We start from the raw sequence: 15510 nt of genomic DNA on the forward strand, positions 1-15510 counted from the left end.
GGTGTTGTAGCTAAAATCTTTGCATAAGATTTGACGAACCACTAGTAAAAAGGGCATCATTTGATGCCCTTTTTCTGCGCTAAAAAAAGAGTTGGATGTTTTGACATCGATTTTTGCTCTTAGCAAAGAATTAAACGGTCTTTTTGACTAAAATGACTGTTAGATGTGTTGTTTTGCAACGCAAAGGAATGTGCCCTGCAACAGCGGGGTTATTGTCGTCTATATTTAAGACTTATCACAGGTTGGTTTTATGAAAGCAAACGCTGAAACTCCTGATAGCTCAGGTGCAGCAGATACAATGAAGTGGATTGTCGCTTTTGTTCTGTTGGCTGCTGCTGTTGTGGGTAATTACCTGTATGGTGAATTGTCTGTTGTAATTCGCGCTGCAGGTGTAGTTGTGCTGATTGCTGCCGCACTAGGCGTTGCAGCAACAACAACTAAAGGTAAAGCTGCGATCGATTTTGCAAAAGAATCTCGTATGGAGATTCGTAAAGTTGTTTGGCCTACTCGCCAAGAAACTATGCAAACTACATTGATCGTTTTAGCTGTATGTATTGTTATGTCTCTAGTGCTTTGGGGAATTGACGGCATTATGGTCCGTCTAGTTTCTCTAGCAACTGGGGTGTAGAGGGTTCTGATTCATGAGTGAAGCTCCAAAAAAACGTTGGTATGTAGTTCAAGCCTTTTCTGGCTTTGAAGGTCGTGTTGCACAGTCGCTACGCGAGCATATTAAAATGCACAACATGGAAGAACTATTTGGCGATGTGCTAGTACCTACTGAAGAAGTAGTGGAAATGCGTGCAGGCCAACGTCGTAAAAGTGAACGTAAATTCTTCCCTGGCTACGTATTAGTTCAAATGATCATGAATGATGAATCATGGCACTTAGTACGCAGCATTCCGCGTGTTATGGGCTTCATTGGTGGTACCTCTGATCGTCCTGCACCAATCACTGATAAAGAAGCTGATGCTATCTTGAACCGTCTAGAGAAAGCGAGCGAGTCTCCGCGTCCTAAGACAATGTTCGAAGCGGGTGAAGTGGTTCGTGTGAACGATGGTCCATTTGCTGACTTCAACGGTACTGTTGAAGAAGTAGATTACGAGAAAAGCCGCATTAAGGTATCTGTATCGATCTTTGGTCGTGCAACACCGGTTGAGCTTGAATTTGGTCAGGTTGAAAAACTGGACTAATACTCATACCTTTTGAGCAAGTTGTGGATAAATAGTTCATAAGCTGTTCAAAGTTAAAGAGTATAAAAAATCACCTTTTTAGGGTTGTTAAAGGCGCGAATTATGATTATAATTTCGCGCCTTTTTGCTTCTGTGGAAGTAAAAAAGAGTTAATTGAAATTATGGGGAGCTCGCCTTACGGCTGGCGCATGTACCCAAATATTAGGAAATATCATGGCTAAGAAAGTTGAAGCTTATATCAAACTGCAAGTTGCAGCTGGTATGGCAAACCCAAGTCCACCGGTTGGTCCTGCTCTAGGTCAACACGGCGTGAACATCATGGAATTCTGTAAAGCGTTCAACGCAAAAACAGAATCTGTTGAGAAAGGTCTACCTACTCCAGTAGTTATTACTGTTTACAACGACCGTTCTTTCACGTTCGTAACTAAGACTCCACCTGCTGCTGTTCTTCTTAAGAAAGCTGCTGGCGTTAAGTCTGGTTCTGGTCGTCCAAACACTGAAAAAGTGGGCACTGTAACTGACGCTCAAATCCAAGAAATCGCAGAAACTAAAGCTGCTGATATGACTGGTGCTGACATCGAAGCAATGAAGCGTTCTATTGCTGGTACTGCTCGTTCAATGGGCCTAGTGGTAGAGGGATAAGATCATGGCAAAACTTACTAAGCGTATGCGCGTAATCCGCGACAAAGTTGACTCAACTAAAGAATACGAAATCAACGAAGCTGTTGCTCTTCTTAAAGAACTAGCGACTGCTAAATTCGTTGAGTCTGTAGACGTTGCTGTTAACCTAGGCATCGATGCTCGTAAATCTGACCAAAACGTTCGTGGCGCAACTGTGCTACCTCACGGTACTGGCCGTGACATCCGCGTTGCTGTTTTCACTCAAGGTGCAAACGCAGAAGCTGCTAAAGCTGCTGGCGCAGATATCGTTGGTATGGAAGATCTTGCTGAGCAAGTGAAAAAAGGCGAAATGAACTTCGACGTAGTTGTTGCTTCTCCAGATGCAATGCGTGTTGTTGGTCAACTAGGTACAATCCTAGGTCCACGCGGCCTTATGCCAAACCCTAAAGTTGGTACTGTAACTCCTAACGTTGCTGAAGCGGTTAAGAACGCTAAAGCTGGTCAGGTTCGTTACCGTAACGACAAGAACGGCATCATCCACACTACTATCGGTAAAGCATCTTTCGAAGCTAACCAGCTTCAAGAGAACCTAGAAGCACTTCTAGTTGCTCTTAAGAAAGCTAAGCCTTCTTCAGCTAAGGGTACTTACCTGAAGAAAGTAAGCATCTCTACTACGATGGGTGCTGGTGTTGCTGTTGATCAAGCTAGTCTTGATACTCAAGCAAACTAATTTGCTTAGGCGCAGATTTAGTGTATACTTCTGCGCCTAATATTTGTGGTTGGGTGGTTTTAAAGCAATTTGAAGTCATCTATCCCAAGACCGTAGGCGCTGTCGATTTTCATTAGATTATTGATGGCTTAATAAAACCTACGTAGGCGATGTTGTGGTTTGAAGTGGATTTATTCATTTTTAAATAACATCGTAAACGCTTAATACATTTTGTATTGAGTGCTGTAATCACAACCAGAGGTTAATCCAAATGGCTTTAAATCTTCAAGACAAAAAAGCAATTGTTGCTGAAGTCAACGAAGCTGCCAGTGGTGCACTTTCTGCAGTTGTAGCTGATTCTCGTGGCGTTGAAGTTGGCGCAATGACTTCTCTACGTAAACAAGCTCGCGAAGCGGGTGTTTACATGAAAGTTGTTCGTAACACACTAGCACGCCGTGCGGTTCAGGGTACAGACTACGAGTGTCTAGTAGACACTTTCACTGGTCCAACTCTGATCGCGTTCTCTAACGAGCACCCAGGTGCTGCAGCGCGTCTTTTCAAAGACTTCGCTAAAGAGAACAAAGATTTCGAGATCAAAGCTGCTGCATTTGAAGGCGCAGTTACTGATGCTGAAGTACTAGCGACACTACCAACTTACGACGAAGCTATCGCACGCCTAATGATGTGCATGAAAGAAGCTTCTGCTGGCAAGCTGGTTCGTACTATCGCTGCACTACGTGACCAAAAAGAAGAAGCAGCGGCTTAAGCCTTGCTTTTCACTGGTTGCAAATTAAACTTATTGTTGACTTAAAAGAGAATTGTTATGTCTATTACTAACGAGCAAATCCTAGACGCAGTTGCAGAAATGTCTGTAATGCAAGTTGTTGAGCTTATCGAAGCTATGGAAGAGAAATTCGGCGTTTCAGCTGCAGCTGCAGTTGTAGCTGGTGGCGCAGCTGGCGGCGACGCTGCTGCTGAGCAAACTGAATTCGACGTAATCCTAACTGCTGCTGGCGCTAACAAAGTACAAGTTATCAAAGCTGTACGTGGCGCAACTGGCCTAGGTCTTAAAGAAGCTAAAGGTCTTGTAGACTCAGCTCCTGCAGCGCTTAAAGAAGGCGTTGACAAAGCTGAAGCTGAAGCTCTTAAAGCACAGCTAGAAGAAGCTGGCGCTTCTGTTGAAATCAAGTAATTATTACTTAATTTCATAGCCGCAAGGCTAATGGCTGGTGGTTTATTAACCACCGGCCTTTTTGCGCTGTAGGGCTATGACGAAATTTCCGCTGTTTAACCGTCATAACTCGAGCAAAAAAACAGTCATTTTTTCGAAATGATTGTTCACTACAAGTAAACAGCTGTTTGTCACCACCCCCTCTGAAGAGTGTTTTGGGTGGTTTGGGTCACTTATCAGCGAGCTGAGGAACCCCATGGTTTACTCTTATACCGAGAAAAAGCGCATCCGTAAGGATTTTGGTACTCGTCCACAAGTTTTGGACATTCCATACCTGTTATCGATCCAGCTTGATTCTTTCGACAAATTCATCGAACAGGATCCAGAAGGTCAATACGGTCTTGAAGCTGCTTTCCGTTCTGTATTTCCAATTCAGAGCTACAACGGCAATTCTGAGCTGCAATACGTTAGCTACCGTCTTGGTGAGCCAGTTTTTGACGTTAAAGAATGTCAAATCCGCGGTGTTACTTACTCAAAGCCACTACGCGTAAAACTACGTCTAGTTATCTTTGATCGAGATGCACCAGCAGGTACTGTAAAAGACATTAAAGAACAAGAAGTCTACATGGGCGAAATTCCGCTTATGACAGACAATGGTACTTTCGTAATTAATGGTACCGAGAGGGTTATCGTATCCCAGCTGCACCGAAGCCCAGGCGTGTTCTTCGACAGTGATAAGGGTAAGACCCACTCATCAGGTAAAGTTCTTTATAACGCACGTGTAATTCCTTACCGTGGCTCATGGTTAGACTTTGAGTTCGATCCTAAGGATAACTTATTCGTACGTATCGACCGTCGTCGTAAGCTACCAGCATCGATTATTCTTCGTGCACTTGGTAAATCGACTGAAGAGATCCTAGATCTGTTCTTCGACAAAGTGAACTTCGAAGTGAAAGACCAAACTCTTCTTATGGAGTTGGTTCCTGATCGTCTACGTGGTGAAACTGCGTCATTCGACATCGAAGCAAACGGCAAAACTTACGTTGAGACTGGTCGTCGTGTTACTGCTCGTCATATCCGTCAACTTGAAAAAGATGGCGTTGAGCACATCGAAGTACCAGTAGAGTACATCGTTGGTAAAGTTGCATCTAAAGATTACATCAATGAAGCAACTGGCGAGATCATCGTTGGCGCGAACCAAGAGATTAGCCTAGAAGCACTTGCTAACCTGTCTCAAGCAGGCCACAAGGCTCTACAAACTCTGTTCACGAATGACCTAGATCACGGTCCATTCATGTCAGACACTCTACGTGCAGATAGCACAGTAGATCGCATCTCAGCATTGGTAGAAATCTACCGCATGATGCGTCCTGGCGAGCCACCAACGAAAGAAGCTGCAGAGTCTCTATTCGAAAGCCTATTCTTCTCTGAAGAACGTTACGACCTATCAACTGTAGGCCGTATGAAGTTCAACAGCTCTATCGAGCGTGAAGAAGAAGAAGAGCGCGGTACTCTGGATGAATCAGACATCATCGAAGTGATGAAGAAACTGATTGGTATCCGTAACGGTATTGGTGAAGTGGACGATATCGACCACCTTGGCAACCGTCGTATCCGTTCTGTAGGTGAAATGGCAGAAAACCAATTCCGTGTTGGTCTAGTTCGTGTAGAACGTGCCGTTAAAGAACGCCTAAGCCTTGGTGACCTTGATGCCATCATGCCTCAAGATCTTATCAACGCTAAGCCGATCTCTGCTGCAGTTAAAGAATTCTTTGGCTCTTCACAGCTTTCACAGTTCATGGACCAAAACAACCCATTGTCAGAAGTTACGCACAAACGTCGTATCTCTGCTTTAGGTCCTGGTGGTCTTACTCGTGAGCGCGCAGGCTTCGAAGTACGTGACGTTCACGTAACTCACTACGGTCGTCTATGTCCGATCGAAACGCCTGAAGGTCCAAACATCGGTCTAATTAACTCGCTATCTGCGTTTGCACGTTGTAACGATTACGGTTTCCTAGAAACTCCGTACCGTCGTGTAGTAGATGGTGTAGTAACAGAAGAAGTTGATTACCTGTCTGCAATCCAGGAAGGTCAATTCGTAATCGCGCAAGCAAACACTATTCTTACTGAAGAAGGTACGTTTGCAGATGAGCTAATCACAGCTCGTCAAAAAGGTGAATCTGGTCTTCACCCACGCGATCACGTTGACTACATGGACGTTGCGACAAACCAAGTAGTATCTATCGCTGCTTCGCTTATCCCGTTCCTAGAACACGATGATGCGAACCGTGCATTGATGGGTGCCAACATGCAACGTCAAGCTGTACCAACACTTAAGGCTGATAAGCCTCTAGTAGGTACTGGTATTGAACGTAACATCGCAGTTGACTCTGGTGTTACAGCGGTTGCTAAACGTGGTGGTCAAGTTCAGTCTGTAGACGCTTCTCGTATCGTAGTTAAGGTTAACGAAGATGAATTGGTACCTGGCGAAGCTGGTATCGATATCTACAACCTAACTAAGTACACGCGTTCGAACCAAAACACATGTATTAACCAACGTCCAACTGTACTTCCTGGTGAACCAGTTGCGCGCGGCGATGTTCTTGCTGATGGTCCTTCAACAGACCTTGGTGAACTTGCTCTTGGCCAAAACATGCGTATCGCATTCATGCCTTGGAACGGTTACAACTTCGAAGACTCGATCTTAGTATCTGAGCGCGTAGTTCAAGAAGACCGTTTCACGACAATCCACATCCAAGAACTATCTTGTGTGGCTCGTGATACTAAGCTGGGCTCTGAAGAGATCACAGCTGATATTCCAAACGTAGGTGAGTCTGCTCTGTCTAAACTAGACGAGTCAGGTATCGTTTACATTGGTGCTGAAGTTAAGGGTGGCGACATCCTAGTTGGTAAAGTAACCCCTAAAGGTGAAACTCAACTGACTCCTGAAGAGAAGCTACTACGTGCAATCTTCGGTGAGAAAGCATCTGATGTTAAAGATACTTCTCTACGTGTACCAAACTCTGTTTCGGGTACTATCATCGATGTACAAGTCTTCACTCGCGATGGCGTAGAGAAAGACAAGCGTGCACTTGAAATCGAACAGATGCAGCTTAAAGAAGCTAAGAAAGACCTAACTGAAGAGTTCCAAATTCTTGAGGGTGGCCTTCTTAACCGTGTTAAAGCTGTACTTCTGTCTGGTGGTTACTCTGAAGCTAAGCTTGATACTATCGGTCGTAAGCAATGGCTAGAGCAAGTTCTAGAAGACGATGCGCTACAAACACAGCTTGAGCAACTTGCTGAGCAGTGGGATGAGCTAAAAGCAGACTTCGATAAGAAGTTTGAAACTAAGCGTCGTAAAATCACTCAAGGTGATGATCTAGCGCCTGGCGTTCTTAAGATTGTTAAAGTTTACCTAGCGGTTAAACGTCGTATCCAGCCTGGTGATAAGATGGCCGGTCGTCACGGTAACAAAGGTGTAATCTCTAAGATTAACCCTGTTGAAGACATGCCATACGATGAGAAAGGTCAGCCTGTAGACATCGTACTTAACCCGCTGGGTGTACCATCGCGTATGAACATCGGTCAGATCCTAGAAGTTCACTTAGGTTTGGCTGCGAAAGGTATCGGTGACAAGATCAACCAAATGGTTAAGGAACAACAAGAACTGCATAAGTTCCGTGAGTTCCTACAGAAGGTTTATGATCTTGGTGAAACTCGTCAGAAAGTTGATATTGCTGAACTGTCTGATGATCAAGTTCGTACACTGATCAAGAACCTACGTGGCGGTCTACCGATTGCTACTCCTGTGTTCGATGGTGCTTCTGAGTCTCTAATCAAAGAACTACTTAAACTGGGTGATCTGCCAGAATCTGGTCAGCTTAAACTGTTTGATGGTCGTACTGGTGATTCGTTTGAGCGTCCTGTAACTGTTGGTTACATGTACATGCTGAAACTGAACCACTTGGTTGATGACAAGATGCACGCTCGTTCAACTGGTTCTTACAGCCTAGTAACTCAGCAACCACTTGGTGGTAAAGCTCAGTTCGGTGGTCAGCGTTTCGGTGAGATGGAAGTATGGGCACTAGAAGCATACGGTGCAGCATATACTCTACAAGAAATGCTAACAGTTAAGTCGGATGACGTTAACGGCCGTACTAAGATGTATAAGAACATCGTAGACGGTAACCATAGCATGGAACCTGGTATGCCTGAGTCGTTCAACGTACTGTTGAAAGAGATTCGCTCGCTAGGTATCAACATCGAGCTAGAAGACGAAGAGTAATCCCTCCTCTTTTTAAAAGAAGATAGGATTATTTGGTAAAAGGGAGCTTGCTACAGCAGCGAGCTCCTTTAACTCCTTACAGGAGCTGAATGTGAAAGACTTATTAAACTTTCTAAAAGCACAGCATAAGACCGAAGAATTTGATGCAATCAAAATCGGTCTATCTTCACCAGACATGATCCGTTCATGGTCTTTTGGTGAAGTTAAAAAGCCGGAAACAATTAACTATCGTACGTTCAAACCTGAACGTGATGGTCTGTTCTGTGCACGTATTTTTGGTCCAGTTAAAGACTACGAATGTCTTTGTGGCAAATACAAGCGCCTGAAGCACCGTGGTGTTATCTGTGAGAAGTGTGGCGTTGAAGTTACACAAACTAAAGTTCGTCGTGACCGTATGGGCCACATCGAGCTAGCTTCACCAGTTGCTCACATCTGGTTCCTAAAATCACTGCCGTCTCGTATCGGTCTACTAATGGATATCCCTCTACGTGATATCGAACGTGTTCTTTACTTCGAAATGTACGTAGTAACTGAACCAGGTATGACTGATCTAGAAAAATCTCAGATGCTTACTGAAGAAGAGTATCTGGATCGTCTAGAAGAGTGGGGTGACGAATTCACTGCTAAGATGGGTGCTGAAGCGATCAAAGATCTGCTTGCAACTATGGACCTTCATCAAGAAGTGGAAGAAATGCGCGAAGAGTTAGAAACAACTAACTCAGAAACTAAGCGTAAAAAAGTTACTAAGCGCCTGAAGTTAGTTGAAGCGTTCATTGCATCGGGTAACGATCCGCAATGGATGATTCTGACTGTACTTCCGGTTCTGCCGCCAGATCTACGTCCTCTAGTACCACTAGATGGCGGTCGTTTTGCGACTTCAGATCTGAACGACCTTTACCGTCGTGTGATCAACCGTAACAACCGTTTGAAGCGTCTTCTAGAGCTAGCTGCTCCGGACATCATCGTACGTAACGAAAAACGTATGCTGCAAGAGTCTGTTGATGCACTTCTAGATAACGGTCGTCGTGGTCGTGCTATCACTGGTTCTAACAAGCGTCCTCTGAAATCTCTTGCTGATATGATCAAGGGTAAACAAGGTCGTTTCCGTCAGAACCTTCTAGGTAAACGTGTAGACTACTCTGGCCGTTCTGTAATCACAGTAGGTCCATACCTTCGTCTACATCAGTGTGGTCTTCCTAAGAAGATGGCACTTGAGCTATTTAAGCCGTTCATCTACAGCAAGCTAGAAACTCGTGGCATGGCTACGACAATCAAAGCTGCTAAGAAGATGGTAGAGCGCGAAGAAGCTATCGTTTGGGATATCCTAGATGAAGTAATCCGCGAACACCCAGTACTACTTAACCGTGCACCTACACTTCACCGTCTAGGTATCCAAGCGTTTGAACCAGTACTAATCGAAGGTAAAGCGATTCAGCTTCACCCACTAGTGTGTGCGGCATACAACGCCGACTTCGATGGTGACCAAATGGCGGTACACGTGCCTCTAACTCTAGAAGCACAGCTTGAAGCACGTACTCTGATGATGTCGACGAATAACATTCTGTCGCCAGCGTCAGGTGATCCGATCATCGTACCTTCTCAGGACGTTGTATTGGGTCTTTACTACATGACACGTGACAAGATCAACGTGAAAGGCGAAGGTATGTACCTTGCTGGCCCTGCTGAGGCTGAAAAGGCATACCGTACTAAGACTGCTGAGCTACACGCTCGCGTTAAAGTACGTATCACCGAGACTGTAGTAGACGAAGATGGTAACAGCACTACTGAAACGAAGATGGTTGATACAACTGTCGGCCGTGCAATGCTATGGCAAATCGTTCCAGCTGGCCTACCGTACAGCATCGTTAACCAAAAGTTAGGTAAGAAGCAGATCTCTACTCTTCTTAACGAGTGTTACCGTAAGCTTGGTCTAAAAGATACAGTAGTATTTGCTGACCAAATCATGTACGCAGGTTTTGCATACGCTGCACTTTCTGGTGTTTCTGTAGGTATCGACGATATGGTTGTACCTCAAGCGAAATACGATGAAATTGAATCTGCTGAAGAAGAAGTTCGTGAAATCCAAGAGCAATTCCAATCTGGTCTTGTTACTGCGGGTGAGCGTTACAACAAAGTTATCGATATCTGGGCATCTACGAATGACCGCGTTGCGAAAGCGATGATGGATAACCTTTCTTCTGAAACAGTTATCAACCGTGACGGCGAAGAAGAACAGCAAGAATCGTTCAACAGCATCTACATGATGGCCGACTCGGGCGCACGTGGTTCTGCAGCTCAGATTCGTCAGCTAGCAGGTATGCGTGGTCTGATGGCGCGTCCAGATGGTTCAATCATCGAAACGCCGATCACAGCGAACTTTAAAGAAGGTCTAAACGTCCTTCAGTACTTTATCTCAACGCACGGTGCTCGTAAGGGTCTTGCGGATACAGCACTGAAAACAGCAAACTCGGGTTACCTAACTCGTCGTCTAGTAGACGTTGCTCAAGACGTTGTAGTACACGAACATGACTGTGGCACGCACGAAGGTATCGACATGATGCCTCACATCGAAGGTGGTGACGTTAAAGTTGCACTTTCTGAGCTTGCTCTAGGTCGTGTAGTTGCTGAAGATGTTCTTAAGCCTGGTACTGAAGATGTACTGATTCCACGTAATACTCTGATTGATGAGAAGTGGTGTCAAATCATGGAAGACAACTCAGTAGATAGCATGAAAGTGCGCTCTGTTGTTACCTGTGATGCAGACTTCGGTTGTTGTGCACAGTGTTACGGTCGTGACCTAGCACGTGGTCACCTAGTAAACCAAGGTGAAGCAGTTGGTGTTATCGCTGCACAATCTATCGGTGAACCGGGTACACAGCTAACGATGCGTACGTTCCACATCGGTGGTGCGGCATCTACTGCAGCAGCAGAAAACAGCATCCAAGCTAAGACAACTGGTACTGTGAAGCTTCACAATGCTAAGTTCGTAGTAAACAAAGATAAGAAACTGGTTATCACTTCTCGTGCATCTGAGATGACGATTATTGATGAGTTCGGCCGTACTAAAGAGAAGCACAAACTTCCTTACGGTTCGATGCTAACCAAAGGCGACAACGCAGCAGTTACTGCTGGTGAAGTTGTAGCTAACTGGGAAGCGCATACCATGCCAATCATCACTGAAGTGGCAGGTCGTATCCAATTCGTAGATATGATCGATGGTATTACAGTTTCTCGTCAAACTGACGATCTAACTGGTCTTTCTTCAAGTGAAGTTACAGACGCAGCAGCTCGCCCAGCAGCAGGTAAAGATATGCGTCCAGCTATCAAACTTGTTGATGAGCAAGGTAACGACGTAATGATCCCTGGTACTGATATGCCAGCTCACTACTTCCTACCTGGTAAAGCGATTGTAAACATCGAAGATGGCGCTGAAGTTGGCATTGGTGACACACTATCTCGTATCCCTCAGAAATCTGGCGGTAACAAAGATATCACCGGTGGTCTACCACGCGTAGCAGACCTATTCGAAGCTCGTAAGCCTAAAGAGCCTGCGATCCTTGCTGAGCACACAGGTACTGTGTCTTTCGGTAAAGAAACGAAAGGTAAGCGTCGTCTAGTAATCACTCGTGAAGGTGGTGACACTTACGAAGAGATGATTCCTAAGCATCGTCAATTGAACGTGTTCGAAGGTGAGAAGATTGAACGTGGTGATGTAATCGCCGACGGTCCTGAAACTCCACACGATATCCTGCGTCTACGTGGTATCCACGCAGTAACTCAGTACATCGCGAACGAAGTTCAAGAAGTTTACCGCTTACAAGGCGTTAAGATTAACGATAAGCACATTGAGACTATCGTTCGTCAAATGCTACGTAAGTGTACAATCACACATTCTGGTGACTCTCAGTTCCTACCTGGCGAACAAGTTGAGTACCACAACGTGAAGATTGCTAACCGTAAGCTAGAAGCTGAAGGTAAAGAACTAGTACGTTTCGAACGTGATCTACTAGGTATTACTAAAGCATCTCTTGCAACTGAGTCATTCATCTCAGCTGCATCGTTCCAAGAAACGACTCGCGTACTAACAGAAGCTGCGGTTTCTGGTAAGCGTGATGACCTTCGCGGTCTGAAAGAGAACGTAATTGTTGGTCGTCTGATCCCAGCTGGTACTGGTTTCGCATACCACCAAGAGCGTCAAGCTAAGCGTGAAGAAGAGCAGGAAGGTCCATCAGCTGAACAAGCTACTGACAACCTTGCAGCACTTCTAAATGCAGGTTTCTCTTCAGAAGAGTAAGCTCTACGAGTAGTCTCTAAGAGATAAGAAAAGGCACCTTCGGGTGCCTTTTTTGTATCTGGCGTATTGGTAATTAGCTATGACTTATAAAGTGATAGGTGTGCTTATCTAGCTGGTGAGGTTGGATTTATGTCCTGAAGAGTGCTCTTTGAGGCCAGTAAGATAAAGGGTAGAGCTGATTAGGCTGATTAGGGCTGTAACCATATGCTTATGGCTAAAGGTCAGGGCGAGCGAGTAAGCTCTGTCTGAAAGGTTCTGGGTAGTTTGGATAACCTTACAGACAAAACAAAAAGCTTGCACAGAGGCAAGCTTATTAAGGATTCGGCTAACTAAGCGCCTGGTGGAATCGCTAAACTGTCTGCAATAAGCTGGATAAGATTATCTTCTACTTCAAAACGTACTTCGAGTAGTTCACCTACTTTTGACATATCTCCTTCGAAGTTAGGCAACTCATCGTCTGCATTTACTTTAACGTACTTATCATTGAACTCTAGAAGCGGCTCGGTTGTAAGTACGATCTTCGCGTAAGTTGTATCAATCTCGTCATTGGTTTTAAAGCCTGTTGCTTGCCATTTTTTCATGACCATATCGTAGATCTTAAAATGACCCTCTGAGATATAATCGACAACATGATCGCAGAATGAGCTTATTTCTTTAGGAGAAGGGAGTTCAACAACGTTTGATTGCCCGTTGCTAGCTGGCTGCAAGGCACCTAGCTTACAATACTCAACGATTAGAGACTGTCGAGTTTCGAGCCAATGATCGATGACCTCATTAGAGCCACCCCATTGTTCTTGTATTTGTTTGAATTTATTTAGCATGACCATGTCCTCATGATCTGATCACAACCTTGTGATCAAGTAATTGCCTAAGCAGGGTCCGTTTTATTGGTAGCTACTAAAAGTAATAGCTTGAAATATTCTCTGCTACAACTCTAGTATGAAATTAGATTGCCAGTAAAATGAACGAACTGCAAGCAATGAGGCATAGGGATGTTAAAAAAAAGTGATAACAAAATGACAGAGCAAGCTTATTGGTGCGTCGTTTCTGGTAGTGATATTTGGGTTAATAATGATCAGTTTCCTTTGGGCTCTGCTGAAGAGCTAGGGCTGAGTGTTGAGCATGCCGTCTGCATTGGTCAGCATCAAGGTCGTAAAGTGTATTGGCTCAACGATTGTGATGTGGAGAGTGAGCTGAGCATGGTCAGCCTAAGAGAGTTACTGCACTGGCCTGAAGCGAGTTTCTTGACTGCAAGCAAAGCCATCCAATATGGGCATATGACTCAAAGTATGCGTTTTTGCCCTCAGTGTGGTGGTCGTAATCATCTCAACCATAACCAGGTGGTGATGCAGTGTGGAGATTGCCGTACGCTTCATTACCCTCGTATCTTCCCGTGCATCATTGTCGCTGTACGAAACGACAACAAAATATTGCTTGCACAGCACCCAAGACATAAAACAGGCATGTATACCGTGATAGCGGGCTTCCTAGAGGTCGGAGAAACCTTAGAGCAGTGTGTGGCAAGAGAAGTCAAAGAAGAAACGGGTATCGATGTCGATAATATTCGTTATTTTGGCAGCCAGCCATGGGCGTTTCCATCGAGTATGATGATGGGCTTTCTCGCAGATTATGCTGGTGGTACGCTTAAGCCTGACTACAGCGAGCTATCGGATGCTCAATGGTTTGCCGTAACAAGCCTGCCTGATGTTGCTCCTGTTGGAACCATTGCGAGACAGTTGATTGAGAAAACCGTTGATGACGTGATGAAATATGGTGTGACGGAGCAGATGCTAGAGCACTAATTTACCTGTGATAGTATTTGGCCTATGGGTGGTCAAAAGCTAAAAAAAACCCTCCACAAGTGGAGGGGGTAAGTAAGATGTCGTTATGAGATGCTGAGTAGTGACTACTCAGATGTTATAATTGTAATTTTCGCTAGCGAACAAATTTTTAACATGCTCCCGTAATTGGGTGCAAATTAAGCATTGATTTAAAAGTTAATAACTTGATCTAGGTTGCAAAGCACACAGCTTTTACCCTTCAATCAGTGTTAGAATACTTGCCATCAAAACTAGACAAGATTGAATTGGAATTTAACGGAATGACCGAATTAAAAAACGATCGCTATTTACGCGCACTTTTAAAACAGCCTGTTGATTACACACCGGTATGGATGATGCGCCAAGCTGGCCGCTATCTTCCTGAGTACAAAGCAACGCGCGCTGAAGCGGGCGATTTCATGTCTTTGTGCAAAAACGCTGAACTGGCATCAGAAGTAACACTTCAACCTTTACGTCGTTTCCCGCTTGATGCGGCAATCTTGTTCTCAGACATCCTAACTATCCCTGATGCAATGGGCTTAGGTTTGTACTTTGAAACAGGTGAAGGCCCTAAGTTTGAGCGTCCTATCACGTGTAAAGCTGACGTAGAGAAGATTGGCCTACCTGATCCAGAAGGTGAGCTTCAATACGTAATGAATGCCGTTCGTCAGATCCGTAAAGACCTGAAAGGCGAAGTGCCACTGATTGGTTTCTCTGGTAGCCCATGGACTCTAGCGACATACATGGTTGAAGGTGGAAGCTCTAAAGCATTCACTAAGATCAAGAAGATGATGTACGCAGAACCACAAACGCTGCATCTGCTTCTAGACAAGCTGGCTGACAGTGTTATCGAATACCTGAACGCGCAAATTAAAGCGGGTGCTCAATCGGTAATGGTATTTGATACATGGGGTGGTGTACTGACTCCTCGTGACTACAACCTATTCTCACTGCAATACATGCACAAAATCGTTGATGGCCTAATCCGTGAAAACGAAGGTCGCCGTGTACCGGTTACTCTGTTCACTAAGAACGGCGGCATGTGGCTTGAGTCTATCGCAGCAACAGGTTGTGATGCGGTTGGTCTAGACTGGACAATCAACATCGCAGATGCAAAAGCTCGCATCGGCGACAAAGTTGCTCTACAAGGTAACATGGATCCTTCAATGCTTTACGCTTCTCCAGAGCGTATCCGTGAAGAGGTATCGACTATTCTTGAAGGCTTTGGTGATGCTGGTACTGGCCACGTATTTAACCTAGGCCACGGTATCCACTTAGATGTGCCGCCAGAAAATGCTGGTGTGTTCGTTGACGCTGTTCACGAACTGTCTAAGCCTTACCATAAGTAATTCTGAGAAAGATAATTTAAAGCGCTGCTGGGTAACCGGCAGCGCTTTTTTATGGTTCATCGCGGCTTTCC

Annotated in this window: 11 protein-coding genes; 10 read left to right on the forward strand and 1 reads right to left on the reverse strand. The window is 44.9% G+C overall.

Annotated elements, in window-relative coordinates:
• Positions 1–250: 250 nt before the first annotated feature.
• From secE to rpoC, 8 genes are all read left to right on the forward strand, one after another.
• Positions 251–628, forward strand: coding sequence for a preprotein translocase subunit SecE (gene secE / locus BCT34_RS06900; RefSeq protein WP_010435558.1), 378 nt, complete (start codon positions 251–253; stop codon positions 626–628).
• Between the two features lie 13 nt (positions 629–641).
• Positions 642–1190, forward strand: coding sequence for a transcription termination/antitermination protein NusG (gene nusG, locus BCT34_RS06905; protein ID WP_010435556.1), 549 nt, complete (start codon positions 642–644; stop codon positions 1188–1190).
• Between the two features lie 213 nt (positions 1191–1403).
• On the forward strand, positions 1404–1832 hold the full coding sequence (rplK, locus tag BCT34_RS06910; RefSeq protein ID WP_026084318.1) for a 50S ribosomal protein L11: 429 nt from the start codon (positions 1404–1406) through the stop codon (positions 1830–1832).
• Positions 1833–1836: 4 nt separating this feature from the next.
• Entirely contained in the window at positions 1837–2541 is a 705-nt protein-coding gene (rplA, locus tag BCT34_RS06915; protein ID WP_017631514.1) for a 50S ribosomal protein L1, read from the forward strand.
• A gap of 250 nt (positions 2542–2791) precedes the next feature.
• Positions 2792–3286, forward strand: a complete 495-nt coding sequence (gene rplJ / locus BCT34_RS06920) for a 50S ribosomal protein L10 (protein WP_017060524.1) — start codon at positions 2792–2794, stop codon at positions 3284–3286.
• Positions 3287–3343: 57 nt separating this feature from the next.
• Complete coding sequence (gene rplL, locus BCT34_RS06925) at positions 3344–3712, forward strand: 50S ribosomal protein L7/L12 (RefSeq protein WP_017060525.1); 369 nt, start codon at positions 3344–3346, stop codon at positions 3710–3712.
• 235 nt (positions 3713–3947) lie between these two features.
• On the forward strand, positions 3948–7976 hold the full coding sequence (rpoB, locus tag BCT34_RS06930; protein WP_076654298.1) for a DNA-directed RNA polymerase subunit beta: 4029 nt from the start codon (positions 3948–3950) through the stop codon (positions 7974–7976).
• A gap of 91 nt (positions 7977–8067) precedes the next feature.
• Positions 8068–12270 carry a DNA-directed RNA polymerase subunit beta' gene (rpoC, locus tag BCT34_RS06935; protein WP_076654297.1) on the forward strand — a complete coding sequence of 1401 codons (4203 nt, stop codon included), beginning with the start codon at positions 8068–8070 and terminating at the stop codon, positions 12268–12270.
• A 329-nt stretch (positions 12271–12599) separates the two neighbouring features.
• On the opposite strand, the gene BCT34_RS06940 is transcribed toward rpoC, so the two are convergent.
• Positions 12600–13097: an Rsd/AlgQ family anti-sigma factor gene (locus BCT34_RS06940; protein ID WP_017096512.1), complete on the reverse strand. Its 498-nt coding sequence runs from the start codon at positions 13095–13097 to the stop codon at positions 12600–12602.
• Positions 13098–13262: 165 nt separating this feature from the next.
• On the opposite strand from BCT34_RS06940, the gene nudC reads away from it, so the two are divergent.
• Positions 13263–14072, forward strand: coding sequence for an NAD(+) diphosphatase (gene nudC / locus BCT34_RS06945; protein ID WP_076654296.1), 810 nt, complete (start codon positions 13263–13265; stop codon positions 14070–14072).
• Positions 14073–14371: 299 nt separating this feature from the next.
• Positions 14372–15439 carry a uroporphyrinogen decarboxylase gene (gene hemE / locus BCT34_RS06950; protein ID WP_076654295.1) on the forward strand — a complete coding sequence of 356 codons (1068 nt, stop codon included), beginning with the start codon at positions 14372–14374 and terminating at the stop codon, positions 15437–15439.
• Positions 15440–15510: the final 71 nt, after the last annotated feature.

This window comes from Vibrio sp. 10N.261.45.E2 (assembly GCF_002875705.1).
GTDB lineage: Bacteria > Pseudomonadota > Gammaproteobacteria > Enterobacterales > Vibrionaceae > Vibrio.